Source organism: Streptomyces sp. NPDC018019 (genome assembly GCF_044327805.1).
Lineage (GTDB): Bacteria > Actinomycetota > Actinomycetes > Streptomycetales > Streptomycetaceae > Streptomyces.
The window spans coordinates 18,728-37,213 of sequence record NZ_JBIRGD010000036.1 but is presented as its reverse complement, the minus strand read 5'-3'; the positions used below and the strand labels follow the sequence as shown (position 1 = coordinate 37,213).

At 72.3% G+C, this 18,486-nt stretch carries 14 protein-coding genes; 9 read left to right on the top strand and 5 right to left on the bottom strand.

What is annotated here, in order from left to right:
• Positions 1-20 precede the first annotated feature (20 nt).
• From ACH4FX_RS37740 to ACH4FX_RS37730, 3 genes are all read right to left on the bottom strand, one after another.
• Positions 21-203 (bottom strand): DUF6191 domain-containing protein, encoded by a 183-nt coding sequence (locus ACH4FX_RS37740; protein ID WP_398486011.1) that lies wholly within the window; start codon positions 201-203, stop codon positions 21-23.
• A gap of 225 nt (positions 204-428) precedes the next feature.
• The gene (locus tag ACH4FX_RS37735) at positions 429-1,565 is read right to left on the bottom strand and encodes a PQQ-dependent sugar dehydrogenase (protein WP_398486010.1); all 1,137 of its coding nucleotides are present in this window, start codon (positions 1,563-1,565) and stop codon (positions 429-431) included.
• A 284-nt stretch (positions 1,566-1,849) separates the two neighbouring features.
• On the bottom strand, positions 1,850-2,575 hold the full coding sequence (locus tag ACH4FX_RS37730; protein WP_398486009.1) for an SDR family oxidoreductase: 726 nt from the start codon (positions 2,573-2,575) through the stop codon (positions 1,850-1,852).
• Positions 2,576-2,662: 87 nt separating this feature from the next.
• Here ACH4FX_RS37730 and ACH4FX_RS37725 point away from each other — a divergent pair, with 87 nt between their 5' ends.
• Positions 2,663-3,154: a LysR family transcriptional regulator gene (locus tag ACH4FX_RS37725; protein ID WP_398486008.1), complete on the top strand. Its 492-nt coding sequence runs from the start codon at positions 2,663-2,665 to the stop codon at positions 3,152-3,154.
• 88 nt (positions 3,155-3,242) lie between these two features.
• On the opposite strand, the gene ACH4FX_RS37720 is transcribed toward ACH4FX_RS37725, so the two are convergent.
• Positions 3,243-4,235 (bottom strand): aldo/keto reductase, encoded by a 993-nt coding sequence (locus ACH4FX_RS37720; RefSeq protein WP_398486007.1) that lies wholly within the window; start codon positions 4,233-4,235, stop codon positions 3,243-3,245.
• Positions 4,236-4,322: 87 nt separating this feature from the next.
• On the opposite strand from ACH4FX_RS37720, the gene ACH4FX_RS37715 reads away from it, so the two are divergent.
• The 8 genes from ACH4FX_RS37715 (at position 4,323) to ACH4FX_RS37680 (ending at position 16,450) form a co-directional block, all read left to right on the top strand.
• Positions 4,323-5,303, top strand: a complete 981-nt coding sequence (locus tag ACH4FX_RS37715) for a 2-hydroxyacid dehydrogenase (protein WP_398486006.1) — start codon at positions 4,323-4,325, stop codon at positions 5,301-5,303.
• 332 nt (positions 5,304-5,635) lie between these two features.
• Positions 5,636-8,647, top strand: coding sequence for a putative bifunctional diguanylate cyclase/phosphodiesterase (locus ACH4FX_RS37710; protein WP_398486005.1), 3,012 nt, complete (start codon positions 5,636-5,638; stop codon positions 8,645-8,647).
• Positions 8,648-8,855: 208 nt separating this feature from the next.
• Positions 8,856-10,724, top strand: coding sequence for an acetolactate synthase large subunit (locus tag ACH4FX_RS37705; RefSeq protein ID WP_398486004.1), 1,869 nt, complete (start codon positions 8,856-8,858; stop codon positions 10,722-10,724).
• Positions 10,725-10,769: 45 nt separating this feature from the next.
• Complete coding sequence (gene ilvN, locus ACH4FX_RS37700) at positions 10,770-11,294, top strand: acetolactate synthase small subunit (protein ID WP_003986033.1); 525 nt, start codon at positions 10,770-10,772, stop codon at positions 11,292-11,294.
• Positions 11,295-11,397: 103 nt separating this feature from the next.
• Positions 11,398-12,396, top strand: coding sequence for a ketol-acid reductoisomerase (gene ilvC, locus ACH4FX_RS37695; protein WP_398486003.1), 999 nt, complete (start codon positions 11,398-11,400; stop codon positions 12,394-12,396).
• Positions 12,397-12,696: 300 nt separating this feature from the next.
• Positions 12,697-14,289, top strand: coding sequence for a phosphoglycerate dehydrogenase (serA, locus tag ACH4FX_RS37690; RefSeq protein ID WP_398486002.1), 1,593 nt, complete (start codon positions 12,697-12,699; stop codon positions 14,287-14,289).
• Positions 14,290-14,550: 261 nt separating this feature from the next.
• Complete coding sequence (locus tag ACH4FX_RS37685; RefSeq protein WP_398486001.1) at positions 14,551-15,564, top strand: PRC and DUF2382 domain-containing protein; 1,014 nt, start codon at positions 14,551-14,553, stop codon at positions 15,562-15,564.
• A 175-nt stretch (positions 15,565-15,739) separates the two neighbouring features.
• Entirely contained in the window at positions 15,740-16,450 is a 711-nt protein-coding gene (locus tag ACH4FX_RS37680; protein ID WP_398486000.1) for a TetR/AcrR family transcriptional regulator, read from the top strand.
• Positions 16,451-17,081: 631 nt separating this feature from the next.
• Here ACH4FX_RS37680 and ACH4FX_RS37675 read toward each other — a convergent pair.
• Positions 17,082-18,434 (bottom strand): PucR family transcriptional regulator, encoded by a 1,353-nt coding sequence (locus ACH4FX_RS37675; protein WP_398485999.1) that lies wholly within the window; start codon positions 18,432-18,434, stop codon positions 17,082-17,084.
• Positions 18,435-18,486 lie beyond the last annotated feature (52 nt).

Genomic DNA, 18,486 nt, shown 5'->3' with positions numbered 1-18,486 from the left:
GGCGGGCGGGCCCGCAAGCGTCAGGTGTGCCGCGGCGGCTCCTGGTCCGGCAGGCGGATGGTGACCTTGCCGGAGGACAGGTCGATCGGCCCCTGGCCCGGATCGCTGTCGCCGGTGTCGGTGACCACCAGGGTCAGCCGCCGCCGTTCCTCGTCGGTGTGTTTGCGCCCCGGCGCGAACAACTCCTCCACCAGGTTGAACATCCCGCCCCCTGACGACGTGGCCTGCCCCGTATGGCGAGTGTAGGTGCCAACGGAACGAAAAGGGCGGCCGGGACCGTGCCGGACACCGGGCGGTACGGGAAACCCGCGGCGGAACGTCCCGGTCCGGAAAGCGCAGCAGCACCCACCGCCGGAAACCGCTCGACGAAACCGCTCCACGCCCGTTGCGGGACAGCGCCGCGTGCCCGCCGCCAGGCGCGCCCGCCCTCAGCTCACCGTCAGGCGCAGAATCCGGTCGTCACCCTTCTTCGGCTCACCGCGCCCGTCGGTGTTGCTGGTGACCAGCCACAGCCCGCCGTCCCCGGCCGGCACGACCGTACGCAGCCGCCCGTACTCGCCCTGGAGGAACGCCTGCGGCGGCGCCGACACCTGCCGCCCGGCGAGCGGGATGCGCCACAGCCGCTCGCCGCGCAGCCCTGCCATCCAGACCGACCCCTCGGCGTACGCGATCCCGCTCGGCGAGGCGTCCGCCGTGCCCCACTGCGCCACCGGGTCCACGAACCGCGCGTCGCCCCGGCCCTTGCCCTCCACCTCGGGCCAGCCGTAGTTCCCGCCCGGCTCGATCAGGTTCAGCTCGTCCCAGGTGTTCTGCCCGAACTCGGCCGCCCACAGCCGGCCCTCGGCGTCCCAGGCCAGGCCCTGCACGTTGCGGTGCCCGTAGCTGTACACCACCGAGCCGGCGTCGGGGTTGCCGCGCACCGGCTCGCCGTCCGGCGTCATGCGCAGGATCTTGCCGCCCAGCGACTTCCTGTCCTGCGCGAGGCCGGTGTCGCCGGTCTCGCCGGTGCCCGCGTAGAGCATCTTGTCCGGGCCGAAGGCGATCCGGCCGCCGTTGTGGATCTGTCCCTTCGGGATGCCCTTGACCACCGTGTCGGGAGCGCCCAGCTGCCGCCCGGCCGGCTTCCCGGCGTCGTAGGTCATCCGGGCGATGCGGTTGTCGGACGCGGTGGTGAAGTACGCGTACACCTGGTGGTCCCGGCCGAACGACGGTGCCACCGCGAGCCCCAGCAGCCCGCCCTCGCCGCCCGGCGCCACCCCCGGCACCGTCCCCAGCTCGGTCTTCCGGCCGCCGTCCGCCGCCACCCGGAAGATCTTCCCGGTGTCCCGCGAGGACACCAGCAGGTCACCGTCCGGCAGCGCGGCCACTCCCCAGGGAGAGGTGAGATCCGTGGTGAGGGTGGCGGTCACCGTCACCGAGCCCTTGGCGGGCGGGGCCGGGACGGACGCGGAGGCCCGCGGGCCGCCCGGGGAGGAGGGGGCGGGGGAGCCGGCGGGGGCCGGCGCGCCCCCGGAGGAGCACCCCGCCGCCAGCAGCAGCGAGGCGGCGGCCAACACGGAGGTCACGGAGCGTCGTTGCACGGCGAAGTCCTCTCGTCGACGGAACCCGCCTTACGACACCACACCCCACCCGCCAAGTCAGGCCCCCACTCCGGCCCCGCCCCCGCCACCCGGCCACGACGGACACCACCCTGCCAGGTTGACGTCCCTGCTCGCTGAGGTAGGGCTCGGGACGCGTCTGACGGTGATTCCAGCTTGGTCGAAGAATCTGCGCCCGGGTTCAGAACGCGGCGGCGGTCTCCTTCCTCTCGTCGGCGAGAATCTCCCTGCATGCCCACGAGCGCACAGGGTCACCAGGCGACGACTCCCTCGTCGTCGAAGAAGCCTCCGCGGGGGCCGTCGTCGGGAAGGGTGGCGAGGCGAAGTGCGATCGCGGCGCCCTGCTCGGGAGTTCGCTCCCCGGCGAATCCGGTGAAGTCGGTTGCGACATAGCCAGGGCATGCCACGTTCACCATGATGTCCGTGTCAGCGAATCGGCGGGCGTACTGTGCTGTGATGCTGTTGAGCATCGACTTGGAGGGCGCGTAGGCGGCCGTGATCGGGCCGGTCCGCAGCGTCAGCGAGCCCATGTTGCTGGACATGTTGACGATGCGGGGCGACGCGGCACGGCTGAGCAGCGGGAGCATCGCGTTCGTCACCCGCACGACTCCGAACACGTTGGTTTCCAGGACCGTCCGCAGGACGTCGAGGTCGAGGGACGCAGGGTCCTGCGCCCCGTCCTCGAACTGGCCGGAAATTCCCGCGTTGTTGACGAGGACGTCGAGTCGGCCGGCTTCCTTCTCGATGCTCGCCACCGCGGCGGTGACACTGTCATCGGAGGTGACATCGAGGGCGACCCCGAACGCCTCCACTCCTGCGGCACGCAACCGCCCCACGGCCTCCTCGCGCCGGGCGTCGTCACGCGCCCCCACCGCGACGGTGAAGCCAAGAGCTCCCAGCCCCTGGGCTATGGCGAAGCCGATTCCCTTGTTCGCGCCGGTGACCAGCGCTGTCTTGGTGTCGTTCACGCCGCTCATGGTCAGCGCGCGACGTCCGTTTCGTCCGATATCGATCCAGTACGTTCTGATACCCAGTGGGTATCACGAGGTGGATAGGGTGCGGGCATGGACGACCTGGAGACCAGGGAGCTGCGGTACTTCGTCGCGGTCGCCGAGGAACTGCACTTCGGGCGCGTGGCCCAGCGGCTGGGGATCGCGCAGCCACCGCTGTCGCGCGCCATCCGGCAGCTGGAACACCGGCTCGGCGTCCGGCTTCTGGACCGGGACCGACGGGGAGTGGCCCTCACCGACGCCGGCGGTGTGTTGTTACGTGACGCCCGGGTGGCTCTCGACGCTGTCGCAGCCGCAGCGCGCCGGACCCGGCGGGCAGCGGATCTCCAACGGCCGCTGGTGCTGGTGACGAAAGCCGGCGCCTGGCAGTGGCCCGACCATGTGGCGGTGCCCGTCGCCGACGCCCCGGACATCACGACCGTGCTCGCATGGCCGGCCGGACACCGTTCGCCGGCCCTCGCCGCACTGACGCGGACCGCGGCCGGGCTTCGCAAGACCCCGCCGGCTGCGTCCACGCGCCGAGCGCCAACCCGCTCGCCCGACTGACGTGGCAGTTCGCCGATTGACCAGCACCCGGGCGCACCTCTGGCAGACAACGCAGCCCTATCGTCACCCGCCTCTGTGGACAGAACACCTAGTCCCAGGACCCTTGCGCCGGCGGCAGGGCCGCGATCTCCGCCAGGTCCCGGCGGTCCAGCACCAGGTCGGCCGCCGCCGCGTTCTCCGCGGCCCAACGTTCCTTCTTCGTCCCCGGTACGGGCACCACGTGCGGCCCCTGCGCCAGGACCCACGCCAGCGCCACCTGCCCCGGAGTGGCCCCGTGCCGCGCGCCCACCCGGCGCAGGCCGGCCACCACCGGCTGGTTGGCGGCCATCATCTCGGCCGTGAAGCGCGGGTGCCGGGCCCGTATGTCCTCCGGCTCGAAGCCCTGACCGGGGGTGAGCGTGCCGGTGAGGAAGCCGTTGCCCAGCGGCATCGCGGCGAGGAAACCCACGCCCCGGGTGACGCACCACGGCAGCAGCTCCTCCAGCGCCTCCTTCGACCACACCGACAGCTCCGCCTGCACGCTGCTGACCGGGAACACCTGCTGGACCCGTTCCAGCTGCCGCAGCGTCCCGTCGTACAGCCGCGAGCCCCGGCGGCGTCCGGCGCGCGCACCCACCGCGCACAGCCCCAGCGACCGCACCTTCCCGGCCGCCACCAGCTCCGCCATCGCGCCCCAGGTCTCCTCGATCGGCACCTCGGGGTCGGTCCGGTGCAGCTGGTACAGGTCGATCACATCGGTCTGCAAGCGGCGCAGCGAGGCGTCACAGGCCCGCTTCACGTACCCGGGCCGCCCGTTGGCGACGATGTGCTGCTCGCCCACCAGCAGCCCCACCTTGGTCGACACGAAGGCGTCCGCGCGGCGTTCCTTCAGGGCCCGGCCGACCAGCAGTTCGTTGGTGAACGGCCCGTACATGTCGGCGGTGTCCAGCAGGGTGCAGCCCCGGTCGAGCGCGGTGTGGACGGCGCGCAGCGAGCCCTCCCCGCTGCGCTGCGACTCGGTGTAACCCCAGCTCATCGGCATGCAGCCGAGTCCGATAGCACCCACTTCGAGCGCTGTAGCCCCGATTGTCCTGCGCTCCACGCGGTCGTGCCTCCATCCCCTCGCCCCCGATCAAGGGCCTGACCAAACTAACGTCTGGGCACGGAGGTCATCGCATAGCCTCTGGCCATGGCACCTGAAGACCCGCTCGGCCCGCCGGCCCCGCACACCGCCGCGAACGACGTATGGCTCCCGGTCCCTCCCGACGAGGTCGGCGGACTCCCGGACGGCTTCCGCTACGTCCATTGGGACGCCGGTCCGGAGTTCCCCGCCGACCCCGCCCGCTGCGCCTTCTACGTGGTCCCCTACATGAAGGACACGCAGACGTGCCTACGGCCGTTGGCGGAGATGACGGGGCTGCGGGCCGTGCAGACCCTGACGGCCGGCGTCGAGCACATGCTGCCCGCCCTGCACCGGCTGCCTCCCGGGACCCGGCTGTGCAACGCCCGCGGCCTGCACGACGCCAGCACCGCCGAGTTGGCGCTCACCCTGACGCTCGCCGCGCTGCGCGGCATCCCGGACTTCGTCCGCGGCCAGGACGCGGAGCGGTGGACGCCCGGCTTCCGGCCCGCGCTCGCCGACAAGTCGGTGCTCATAGTGGGTTACGGCTCGATCGGCAGTGCGATCGAGGACCGGCTCACACCTTTCGAGTGTGCGCGGGTGGCGCGCATTGCGCGCACCGCACGTGAGACCGTGCGCGGGCCCGTGCTTCCGCTCGCCGAACTGCCCGCCGAACTCCCCGCGGCGGACGTCGTGATCATCGCCACGCCGCTCACCGACGCCACCCGTGGCCTGGTCGGGAGCGATTTCCTGGCGCGCATGAAGGACGGGGCGCTGCTGGTGAACGTCGCGCGCGGCGCCGTCGTCGAGACCGGGGCGCTGCTCGCGGAGCTGGAGTCCGGGCGGCTGCGGGCGGCCCTGGACGTCACCGATCCGGAACCGCTGCCCGCCGGGCACCCGTTGTGGCACGCTCCCGGCGTGCTCATCACTCCCCACGTCGGCGGCCCCAGTTCCGCCTTCCTGCCCCGGGCGAAGCGCCTCATGAGGGATCAGCTGTCGCGCTTCGCCACCGGCGAGCCCTTGTGCAACGTCGTGGCTACGGCCGGGTGAAACCTGCCCGGACCCCTTGCGGGTAGCTCTACGGGGCCGTACGACTGCACTGGGTATCCGCATCCCACCGGCAGTCACGCTGCGTAGAGAAGCTATGTCCCTGAGTGACGAACCTGGTGTATCGTCCGAGCGGGGGCCGCGCCGGGAGTGATGCGGCGCAGCGCGAAAGACCGGAACCGAGGGGGGCGACGGGCGATGTACGGCCGATGGACGAATCGCGAAACAAGCATCCCGCGATCTCCCGGGGGAACACCTCCGGGTCCCTGGGCGCCGCCGGCGCCCCGCACGCACCGACCACGACGATGCCGCACGGTGCACGGGAGGAGAGAGCGGTGAGCGCCACGGGCGCGGTCCTCACCCGGCCGCCGGTGCAGACCGGCGGGGCCCCGGGCGTGGTGCCGCAGGTCGTGCTCGCGGTCGTCTGCGGCGGCTACGCCCTGGGCGCCGCGCTCGGCTGGGGCTCCTCCGAACTGGCCCTCTTCATGGGTGACTTCGGACTGAGCCTGGCCGCCTTCGCCGCCGCCGGATCCTGCTTCCTGTACGCCCGCAGGCACCACGGCCGGTTTCGACCCGCCTGGCTGCTGTTCGCCGCCTCCTCCGCGATGGCGGGGCTCGGCAACGGCATCTGGGGCTGGTACGAGTTCGTGCTGCGCGAGCCGGTGCCGAGCCCGTCGCTCGCCGACTTCTGCTTCCTGCTCTTCGCGCCACCTGCCATCGTGGGCCTGCTCGTGCTCGCCAAGAGGCCCGTGACCAAGGCCGGCTGGGTCTGCCTCGGGCTGGACGCCTGGCTGATCGGCGGCTCGCTGCTGACGCTCTCCTGGAGCCTGGCGCTCGCGCACACCGCGCACTTCCAGGGCCAGAGCGTGCCGCAGGGCGCGCTCGCGCTGGCGTATCCGCTGCTGGACATCGTGCTGGTGAGCATGGTGCTCGCGCTGCACTTCAAGCGCTCCTCGGCGCACCGCTCGGCGATCAACACCGCCATCGCGGCGCTGGCCCTGACGGTGCTGTGCGATGCGCTGTTCAGCTCGCCGCTGCTGCGCGAGCACTACCGCTCCGGCCAGATCCTGGACGCCGGCTGGTTCGCCGGCTCGATGCTGCTGACGTACGCCCCGTGGGTGGCCCGCCGGCTGCCCGGCGGCGACACCACGGCCGCCGCGCCCGAGCGCGCCGCGCCCCGTACGCCGCCCGCCACGGCCACGACCGCGGCGCCTCGGCCCATCGCCGGCTCGCTCGCCGCGCTCACCCCGTACCTGGCCGCCGCCGTCTGCACCCTGGGCATCCTGTACAACGTCCTGGACGGCCGCCGCATCGACCGGGTGGTGCTCTTCACCGGCTGCACGGTCGTCCTCGCCCTGGTCGTGCGGCAGGGCATCATGCTGCTCGACAACATCACCCTCACGCAGGAACTGGCGGAGAAGGAGAACCACTTCCGGTCACTGGTGCAGGGCTCCAGCGACGTCATCATGATCGCCGCGCCGACCGGGATACTGCGCTACGTCAGCCCCGCCGCCGCGGGGGTCTACGGCCGGGACGCGGAGGAACTGGTCGGCTCCGAGCTGGCCTCCCTCATCCATCCCGAGGACCTGGGGCGGGTGGTGCACGAGGTACGGAGATTCCTCGCGGCCCGGCCCGAGGAGGAGCCGACCACCCGTATCGAGTGCCGCTTCCGCGCGGGGGAGAACCGTCCTGGCGGGGAGAAGTGGCTGAACGTGGAGTCCACCGTCAACCGGCACCAGGGCGGTCTCATCTTCAACTCCCGTGACGTCACCGAACGCGTCCGCCTCCAGGCCCAGCTCCAGCACAACGCCTCGCACGACGCGCTCACCGACCTGCCCAACCGGGCCCTGTTCACCGAACGGGTCAGCCAGGCGCTGACCGGCCGCCGCGCCACCGATCCGGGCACCGCCGTGCTCTACATCGACCTGGACGGCTTCAAGCAGGTCAACGACACCATCGGGCATCAGGCGGGGGACGAGCTCCTGGTGCAGGCCGCCCGCAGACTGGCCGAGTCCGTACGGGCCGGGGACACCGCGGCCCGGCTGGGCGGCGACGAGTTCGCCGCGCTGATCATGGGGGACGGCTCCCGCGACCACACGGCCCGCGAACACCGCATCCTGGAGGTCGCCGACCGGCTGCGCGTCCGGCTCTCCGACCCGTACAAGATCGACGGCCGGGACGTCCGGGTCGCCGCCAGCATCGGGGTGGCCTTCGCCGAGCCGGGCATCACCCCCGGACCCCTGATGCGCAACGCCGACCTGGCGATGTACCGCGCGAAGCAAGCCGGAAAGGGCTGCGTCAAGCTCTACGCGCCACAGATGCAGGCCGACGTGGTGCGCCGCGCCGAGCTGGCCACCAAGCTGCGCACAGCGCTCCACGACGGCGAGTTCGCGCTGCTGCACCAGCCCGTGGTGGAGCTGGCCGACGGCCGGATCGCGGCGGTCGCCGCGCTGGCCCGCTGGCGCTCCGCCCAGGGCATACTCTTCACCCCCGCCGAGTTCCTGCGGGTCGGCGACCGCGGCCGGCTCAAGGAGGACGGCGACCGCACCGCCGAGCTGGGCCGCTGGCAGCTGGAGGAGGCGGTGCAGCAGGCCGCCGGCCGGCACCGGGCGGGCCACCCGGTCCCGGTGGCGGTACGGATCTCGGCCCACCGGCTGCTGGACCGCGCGCTGCCGCCCAAGAGCATCGAGGCCCTGCTGTCCCGGCACGGCCTGCCGTCCGGCTCACTGATGCTGGAGCTGTCCGACACCGATCCGCGGATACCTCTGGAGGAGCTGGAGCGGCGCCTGGTCGCCCTGCGCCGTCTGGGGGTGCGGATCGCCCTGGACGGCTTCGGCAGCGGCGCGGCCGCCATCGGCGCGCTGCGCCGGCTGCCCGTCGACGTGCTGCGGCTGGACCGCGACCTGGTCGACGGGGTGGTGGACTCCGCCCGGCTGCACAAGATCACATCGGGGCTGCTGCGGATCGCCTCCGACCTCGGCATGCAGTCCGTCGCGGACGGCGTCGACCTGCCCGAGCAGGTCGTCGCGCTGCGTTCGATGGGCTGCACGCACGGCCAGGGCATGGCGTTCTCCGGGCCGCTGGACGAGCACCGGCTGCGCCGCGCGCTGGCACAGGGCGGCTATCCGGTGCCGGGTCCGGGCAGCGAGGGCCGGGCGGTGGTGCTCAGCGGTACGGGCCTGCCCGTACGCCACGTCAAGAAGGGGCGCGAACCGGTGTCACCCGGACGGGTGCTGGGCGAACTGCCCAGGCGATTCGCGCCGGGTGACGGCCGGGACGGCGCGGAGGCGGCTCTGGCGCGGCCTCCGCTGCGCCCAAATAGTGAGACCTCCGTCCCACCCACTTGACACTCGGCTGGCCCCGGGGGGAGGGTCAGTTCCATGCGCACCCGAATTCTCGTACTTGGAAAGCGCGTCGGCTGAAGCTGGGTCCCCTGAGAAACCCAGCGCTCCGCACCGGCGCGCTCCCCTCGCTTGCCTCATGGCACGAGGGGTTTTTTGTTGCATAACCACCCCCATACCCCACCAAAACCCTCAGCTTCGAGAAGAGACGCAGATGACCGAGCAGGCCACCGGGGCCCACCATCCGCAGCCGCGGGCCCGACACTCCGGCGGGGCGCACGCACCCGCCACCGTGGAGCACGTCACGGGCGCGCAGTCCCTCATCCGTTCGCTCGAAGAGGTCGGGGCCGACACCGTGTTCGGCATTCCGGGGGGCGCCATCCTCCCCGCGTACGACCCGATGATGGACTCCTCGAAGGTCCGCCACGTCCTGGTCCGCCACGAGCAGGGCGCGGGCCACGCCGCCACCGGCTACGCACAGGCCACCGGCAAGGTCGGCGTCTGCATGGCCACCTCGGGACCCGGTGCCACCAACCTCGTCACCCCGATCGCCGACGCCCACATGGACTCCGTCCCGATGGTCGCGATCACCGGCCAGGTCGCCTCCAAGGCGATCGGCACGGACGCCTTCCAGGAGGCGGACATCTGCGGCATCACGATGCCGATCACCAAGCACAACTTCCTGGTCACCGACGCGGCCGAGATCCCCCGCACCATCGCCGAGGCGTTCCACATCGCCTCCACGGGCCGCCCGGGACCGGTCCTGGTGGACATCGCCAAGGACGCCCTCCAGGCGCAGACCACCTTCTCCTGGCCGCCGCACACCGACCTGCCCGGCTACCGCCCGGTCACCAAGCCGCACGCCAAGCAGATTCGGGAGGCCGCCCGGCTGATCGCCGAGGCCCGGCGCCCGGTCCTGTACGTCGGCGGCGGTGTGCTGAAGTCCGGCGCCACCGCCGAACTGAAGGTGCTGGCCGAGCTGACCGGCGCGCCCGTCACCACCACCCTGATGGCCCTGGGCGCCTTCCCCGACACCCACCCGCAGCACCTGGGCATGCCGGGCATGCACGGTACGGTCGCCGCCGTCACCGCGCTGCAGAAGTCCGACCTGATCGTCGCGCTCGGCGCCCGCTTCGACGACCGCGTCACCGGCAAGCTGGACTCCTTCGCCCCGTTCGCCAAGGTCGTGCACGCCGACATCGACCCGGCCGAGATCGGCAAGAACCGCGCGGCCGACGTGCCGATCGTCGGTGACGCCCGCGAGGTCATCGCCGACCTGGTCGTCGCCCTCCAGGCCGAGCACGCGGCCGGCCACACCGGCGACTACACCGCCTGGTGGAAGGACCTCAACCGCTGGCGCGAGACCTACCCGCTCGGTTACAGCCACCCGGACGACGGCAGCCTCGCCCCGCAGCAGGTCATCCAGCGCCTGGGCGAGCTGGCCCCCGAGGGCACCGTCTACGCCGCTGGCGTCGGCCAGCACCAGATGTGGGCCGCCCACTTCATCGACTACGACAAGCCGTGCACCTGGCTGAACTCCGGCGGCGCCGGGACGATGGGCTACGCCGTCCCGGCCGCCATGGGCGCCAAGGCCGGGCAGCCGGACCGCACGGTCTGGGCGATCGACGGCGACGGCTGCTTCCAGATGACCAACCAGGAGCTGGTCACCTGCGCGCTGAACAACATCCCGATCAAGGTCGCGATCATCAACAACGGTGCCCTGGGCATGGTCCGCCAGTGGCAGGCGCTCTTCTACAACCAGCGCTACTCGAACACCGTGCTGCACCGCGGCCCCGAGGACAGCCTGGCGACCGCGGACGTCTCCGGCGGCGGCACCCGGGTGCCGGACTTCGTCAAGCTGGCCGAGGCGATGGGCTGCGTCGCGATGCGCTGCGAGGACCCGGCCGAGCTGGACGCGGTGATCGCCAAGGCGAACGCGATCAACGACCGCCCGGTCGTGGTGGACTTCATCGTCCACGAGGACGCCCAGGTCTGGCCGATGGTCGCGGCCGGCACCTCCAACGACGAGGTCATGGCGGCCCGCGGGGTGCGCCCCGACTTCGGCGACACCGAAGACGACTGAGCAGCCGGGACGCGAGACACGCGGATAGAAGAGAGAAGACCGACCATGTCCAAGCACACGCTCTCCGTCCTGGTGGAGAACACCCCCGGCATCCTGGCCCGGATCGCCGCGCTGTTCTCCCGCCGCGGATTCAACATCGACTCGCTCGCCGTCGGCGTCACCGAGCACCCCGACATCTCCCGCATCACCATCGTGGTGAGCGTCGAATCGCTCCCGCTGGAGCAGGTCACCAAGCAGCTCAACAAGCTCGTCAACGTCCTGAAGATCGTCGAGCTGGAACCCGGCTCCGCGGTCCAGCGGGAACTGGTGCTGGCCAAGGTGCGCGCCGACAACGAGACCCGCTCGCAGATCGTGGAGATCGTCCAGCTCTTCCGCGCCAAGACCGTCGACGTCTCCCCGGACGCGGTGACCATCGAGGCGACCGGCAGCAGCGACAAGCTCGAAGCGATGCTCAAGATGCTGGAGCCGTTCGGCATCAAGGAGTTGGTGCAGTCCGGCACCATCGCCATAGGGCGCGGTGCCCGGTCCATTACGGACCGCTCGCTGCGCGCGCTCGACCGCTCCGCCTGAGCCGTCCGGGCCCGGCCGGACCGTATCGCGAGACCCCCGAACCTTTCTTTCCCCGCCCGACGTAATGTGTCGGCAACCAGCTAGATCCAAGGAGATACCCGAAGTGGCCGAGCTGTTCTACGACGAAAACGCCGACCTGTCCATCATCCAGGGCCGCAAGGTTGCGGTTCTCGGCTACGGCAGCCAGGGCCACGCCCATGCCCTCTCCCTGCGGGACTCGGGCGTCGACGTGCGCGTCGGCCTGCACGAGGGCTCCACGTCGAAGGTCAAGGCCGAGGAGCAGGGGCTGCGCGTGGTCAGCCCCGCCGAGGCGGCCGAAGAGGCCGACGTCATCATGATCCTGGTGCCGGACCCGATCCAGGCCAAGGTGTACGAGGAGTCCGTCAAGGACCACCTCAAGGACGGCGACGCGCTGTTCTTCGGTCACGGCCTGAACATCCGCTACGGCTTCATCAAGCCCCCGGAGAACGTCGACGTCTGCATGGTCGCCCCCAAGGGCCCGGGCCACCTGGTGCGCCGCCAGTACGAGGAGGGCCGCGGCGTGCCGTGCATCGCGGCCGTCGAGCAGGACGCCACCGGCAACGCCTTCGCGCTGGCCCTGTCGTACGCCAAGGCCATCGGCGGCACCCGCGCCGGCGTCATCAAGACCACCTTCACCGAGGAGACCGAGACCGACCTCTTCGGTGAGCAGGCGGTGCTCTGCGGCGGCGCCTCGGCGCTGGTCAAGGCGGGCTTCGAGACGCTGGTCGAGGCCGGCTACCAGCCGGAGATCGCGTACTTCGAGTGCCTGCACGAGCTGAAGCTGATCGTGGACCTCATGTACGAGGGCGGCTTGGAGAAGATGCGCTGGTCGGTCTCCGAGACCGCCGAGTGGGGCGACTACGTCACCGGCCCGCGGATCGTCAACGACGCCACCAAGGCCGAGATGAAGAAGGTGCTCGCCGAGATCCAGGACGGCACCTTCGCCAACAACTGGATGGCGGAGTACAACGCCGGCCTGCCGAAGTACAACGAGTACAAGAAGGCCGACGAGGACCACCTGCTGGAGACCACCGGCAAGAAGCTGCGCAAGCTCATGAGCTGGGTGGACGACGAGCAGTAAGCCGTACGGCACGGGGCCGTGGCAGGAGCCGCGGCCCCGTTCGCCATGACCGGCGCCCGCGGCCGGACCCCGGTGTTGTCCATCCCGTCCCACCACGACCGGGTGATCCTTCCGAAACGGCGGATGAACGGGCGGGGGCCGCCACTACACTGCACACCACAAGCGCGTCAGGCTCACAGCGTCGTGCGTCTTCCACGCGGCTGCCCCCTTCACCGCCTTCGGCCGTCGGGACGGCCGTCCTCCCCCGTTGCCGGAAGGGGCACGGGAGGGGCCCCCAGGACTAGTGAGGATGAAGACCACGTGAGCTCCAAACCTGTCGTACTGATCGCCGAGGAACTGTCGCCCGCCACCGTCGACGCCCTCGGCCCGGACTTCGAGATCCGGCACTGCAACGGCGCCGACCGCGCCGAGCTGCTCCCCGCCATCGCCGACGTCGACGCGATCCTCGTGCGCAGCGCGACCAAGGTCGACGCCGAGGCGATCGCCGCCGCCCGCAAGCTCAAGGTCGTCGCCCGTGCCGGCGTAGGCCTGGACAACGTCGACGTCTCCGCCGCCACCAAGGCCGGCGTGATGGTCGTCAACGCGCCGACCTCGAACATCGTCACCGCCGCCGAGCTGGCCTGCGGCCTGCTGCTCGCCACCGCCCGCAACATCCCGCAGGCCAACACCGCGCTGAAGAACGGCGAGTGGAAGCGGAGCAAGTACACCGGTGTCGAGCTGTCCGAGAAGGTCCTCGGCGTGGTCGGCCTCGGCCGCATCGGCGTGCTGGTCGCGCAGCGGATGTCGGCCTTCGGCATGAAGATCGTCGCGTACGACCCGTACGTGCAGCCCGCCCGCGCCGCGCAGATGGGCGTCAAGCTGGTCTCCCTGGAGGAGCTGCTGGAGGTCGCGGACTTCATCACCGTCCACCTCCCCAAGACGCCCGAGACCATCGGCCTGATCGGTGACGAGGCGCTGCACAAGGTCAAGCCGACGGTGCGCATCGTCAACGCCGCGCGCGGCGGCATCGTGGACGAGACCGCGCTGGCCAGCGCCCTCAAGGAGGGCCGGGTGGCCGGCGCCGGCCTGGACGTGTACGCCACCGAGCCCTGTACGGACTCCCCGCTGTTCGAGTTCGACCAGGTTGTCGCCACCCCGCACCTCGGCGCCTCGACCGGCGAGGCGCAGGAGAAGGCGGGCATCGCGGTCGCCAAGTCGGTGCGGCTGGCGCTGGCGGGCGAGCTGGTGCCGGACGCGGTCAACGTCCAGGGCGGTGTGATCGCCGAGGACGTCAAGCCGGGCCTGCCGCTGGCCGAGCGCCTGGGCCGGATCTTCACCGCGCTGGCGGGCGAGGTCGCGGTCCGCCTCGACGTGGAGGTGTACGGCGAGATCACCCAGCACGACGTCAAGGTGCTGGAACTGTCCGCGCTCAAGGGCGTCTTCGAGGACGTGGTCGCCGAGACCGTCTCGTACGTGAACGCCCCGCTGTTCGCGCAGGAGCGCGGCGTCGAGGTGCGGCTGACCACCAGCAGCGAGTCGCCCGAGCACCGCAACGTGGTCACGGTGCGCGGCACCCTCGCCGGCGGCGACGAGGTCTCCATCTCCGGCACGCTGGCCGGCAACAAGAACCAGCAGAAGATCGTCGCGGTCGGTGAGCACTCGATCGACCTCGCGCTCGCCGACCACATGGCCTTCCTGCGCTACGGCGACCGCCCCGGCGTGGTCGGCACGCTCGGCCGGATCCTCGGCGAGGCGGGCATCAACATCGCCGGCATGCAGGTCTCGCGGGCCGACGCGGGCGGCGAGGCGCTGGTCGCGCTGACCGTGGACGACACGATCCCGACGCCGGTGCTCGCGGAGATCGCCGAGGAGATCGGCGCCACCTCGGCGCGCGCGGTCAACCTCGCGGACTGAGTCCCGGCCGGACCGTGCGGCCACCGGGCCCGGACCCTGCTGCGGCGGGGCCGGGCCCGCTGCCGTGCGGCGCCGGTGCCCGGTGGATGACGCCGCAACCATTCACCCGTTCGGCGTAGTGCGGGGTGATGCCGGGCGCCCCGGAAACACGCCGCCGGACCGGTGGCCCGGGGGTTTTCCGACTCGCTGCGCGCTGCGGGGCGACGCGCAATGGGAACTGCGCGTGCCCCCTGCCGGCGCGTGCGGAAGGAGAGCGACGCCATGAATGCACCCCTGGGTGAGAACCCTCAGGATCTGACCGGCATGAACGTGGTCGACGCGGAGGGCACCAAGGTGGGCTCGGTCCAGCAGATCTACCGGGACGACGCCACCGACGCGCCCGAGTGGATCACCGTGCGCACCGGCCTGTTCGGCATGAAGGAGACCTTCGTACCGCTCGCCGGGGCCCGGCGCGTGGGCGACGAACTTCAGGTTCCGTACACCAAGGACCAGATCAAGGACGCGCCGCGGATCGACGCGGACGGCCACCTGGAGCCGGCCGAGGAGGAGCGGCTGTACCGGCACTACGGGATCGCGCGTCCGGGCACCACCCCGTCCGGCACGGTTCCCGGCCGCACCACGACCACCGGCGCCGGAATGGGCACCGCGGGAGCCGCCGGAGCCGCCGGCACGGTCGGCATGCGCCCGCCGGAGGAGCGTCGCCGGGAGCGCGAGTCCAGGCCGCTGGCCGGGGCGGGCGCCGGCGCGATGGCCATGTCCCGCGGCCAGGACACCGACGCGGCGCGCGGCAAGGAGCAGAATCCGGAGATGATCCTCTCCGAGGAGCACATCGAGGTGGGCACCGAGTCGCACGAGGCCGGGCACGCCCGGCTGCGCAAGCACGTGACGGCCGAGGAGGTGCACCGCTCCGTACCGGTCAGCCACGACGAGGCGCGCATCCGGCGCGAGAAGATCAGCGAAGCGGACCGCCGCAAGGGGCGGACCCAGCAGCCGAAGCTCGGTGACGGCGAGGTCGACGTCACGCTCTACGAGGAGCAGGTCGTCGTCCGCAAGGAGAACGTGCCCGTCGAGCGGGTCCGGCTGGAGACCGAGCGGGTCACCGAACAGCAGGAGATCAACACCGAAGTCCACCGGGAAGAGCTGGAGTTCGACGACGGCAAGGGCACCGGACGGCGCGGCCGCCGCGGCCGGAGCGGCCCGATGCCGGAGCGGGGCACCGGCGGTACGGAGCCCGAGCGGGGCCGCGGCGGCATGGGGCCCGAGCGGGACCGGTGACGCCGGCCACCGGGAAGGGCGCCGTCGCTTCCGGCCCTGCCGCCGCACCACGGGCCCGGCCCGCCGCACCGAGCGTGCGGCGGGCCGGTCTCTTCCCCGACGGGCGGACCGCCCGTGGGACAGCCGTATGAGACGCCCGTCCAGGACAGGTGTCCGACAGGCATAGGCTGGCCGCATGGGACACCGCGAAGACCTGCTGGAAGGCGCCAAGCGCTGCCTGCTCGAAAAGGGATACGCACGCACCACCGCCCGCGACATCGTGGCCGCCTCCGGTGCCAACCTGGCCTCCATCGGCTACCACTACGGCTCCAAGGACGTCCTGATGCGCCAGGCGCTGGTGGAGACCGTCGCGGAGTGGGGCGAGGGCTTCGCCGCCACGGAGGAGGCCGGCGGGACGGCCGCGGAGGGCGACCCCGTGGCGCGTTTCGCGGCCATGTGGGACCGCATCCTGCTGCGCTTCCAGGAGCAGCGGGAGTTCGTGACCTCACAGGTCGAGGTGCTCGGCCTGCTGCCCCGCGATCCCGAGCTGCGGGCGGCGCTGGCCTCCGTCCTGCCGGAGGGCGGCGAGGGGCTGGTCGCGGTCTTCGAAGGCGTACCGGACACCGCGGTCGACGCGGAGGCGGCGCGCGTCGTCGGCTCCTTCTACCAGGCGCTGCTCACCGGCCTGATGGTGCAGTCCCTGATCACCCCCGGGACGGTGCCCTCGGGCGGGGATCTCGTGGAGGCGATGCGGCGGGTGCTGTCCGGTTCGGTGCTCGGGCCGCGTGCGGAGCGTGCAGAAGGTGAAGGCGGCGCGGCGGGGGAGGGCGGCGCCGGGGGGGAGGCGGGTACGGACGGTGCCGGAACCGGGGCGGCCTCGGGCGGCGGCGGAACGGCGGATTCCTGACCGTACGCGGACCGCGGCGGACCGGCCGGTTCCTGACGCCGAGCGGACCCCGGCGGACCGGCCGGTTCCTGACGCCGAGCGGACCCCGGCCGTCCGGTCCGCCTCCGTCCGCGCCGGTCAACCGGCCGAGAGCTTCTGGTATTTGACCGTGCAGCACTTGTCCGGCGGCGCCGCCCGGTTCTAGGCTCCCCGTACGGGACCGGGCAGCAGCTGCCGCCGGGCCCGGATCTCCCAGACCCAGAGGTCGCCGAAGCAGTTCCCACCCATGATCGGCCGGAGATCCGCGCCAGGCAGCGAACAAGCGACTCCGGCACCGCCCTTCCCGGCCTGTCCAGCCAGAGGTCTTCCCGCGCGCCTCCGGCATTCAGGAAGGGCGGCAGCCGGGTGCGGGGAAGAGGAGCCCCGCCACCCGGCAGCCGGTCGCCGCCGGTTCCGGTTCTTCTCCCGGCGGCGGCCGCACCTCCGCGCTGCCCCGTTCACCCCACCGGATCCCGGTGCCCCGCGGACTCACATCGTGCGCCCGGGCCCGCAGTCTGTCCAGTACTCAACAACCCGTATGCACGGGCGGTCCGTCCTCCGTAGGAGCGGCGGAGCCCCGGGGCGGCGGACGGCGCGCCACCGCTCTCCCGCGTCACAGCCGCGCCGTTTTCAGCGCCATGTGCAGCAGCAGGCGGTCCCCGCCCTCGTCCAGGTCCAGTCCGGTCAGTTTCTCGACGCGGCCCAGCCGGTAGTACAGCGTCTGGCGGTGAATGCCGAGGGCCTGGGCAGCTCGGCCCGCCTGGCCGGCGCAGTCGAGGAACACCTCGGCGGTACGGGCGAGTTCGCTGTGCGCGGGCGTCAGCAGGGGGCGTACGGTCGCGTCCGGTTCGGCCGACGGAAGTCCTGTGAGCAGCCGGTACGAGCCGATGGCTGCCCATTCGGCCACCGGGCCCAGCCGCGGCTCGGCGCGCGCGGCCCGCGCCGCGGCCAGCGCCTCCTGCCAGGCGGCGGGCAGTCCGGCCAAGTCCCGTACAGGAGTGCCGAGTCCGGCGGCGCCCGGCAGCGTACGGGATGCCGCCCCGGACGGCGCCAGGCCGCCGCCCGCGCGCGGGGAACGCAGCAGGTGCTCGGCGACGGTGTGGGCCGCGGCCAGGGAGGACGGCGAGCGCAGCCGTACCAGAGCCGCCAGGGAGGGGGCGCCGGCGGTCGCGCGCGGTGGTGGGGCGGGTGCGGCGCGGCGCGGTGCCGGAGCGGAGGAGGCGGCGGACAGGGCCGGGTGCGGGGCCTCGGCGCCGTCCGCGAAGCCGTTTGCCGACCCGTTGGGGGATCCGCTGGCGGCTCCGTTCGTGGCCGGCAGCGCGCAGGCGGCGAGGAGCCCCGGCAGGTTCGGCAGCGGCGCCTGATCGGCTTCCGGGATGTCCCACGGTGCCACCGCGACCACCATCAGGGGCGCGTCCGCGGCGGACCGCAGCCCGTCGCGCAGCGCCGCCACCGCGGTGGTCCGCTCCGCCGGCCGGGACAGCAGCAGCGTCCGCAGCAGATCGCCCAGCTCGGCGCCCGCGCGGGCCTCCGCGGCCAGCAGGGCGCCGATGCCGGCGGCCGACTCCATCGCCTGCTCGATCCGGGGGTCCGGCGGCGTCCCCCCGCCGCCCAGCTCCAGGTCGGTCAGATGGCCGTCGTCCAGCAGCCAGACGTAGCCGTGGACGATGCCGCGGTGGCGCACCGGCAGGCAGATCCGGCCCTTGAAGACCCCGGCCGCCGGGTCGGGCGGAATGCGCAGCGCCGTCGTCGCGCGGGCGATGCCGAACGCCTCGAACCAGGCCCGGACCGCCGCCGTCGAGCGGCGCTGGAGGATCGACCGGGTCCGTACGGGGTCCATGACCAGGTCGTCGTCGCCTTCGTGGGCACCGAAGGCGATCAGCCCGAAATCCCGGTCCTCAAGGGTCGCCGGGGCGCCGAGGGCGGCCGAGATCTCGTCCACGAGCTGTTGGTAGTCGCCCCGCATGCGCCGCGCGGCTCCTTTCCGTCGTACCCCGGGGGCCGTACGCCGCCGGTGT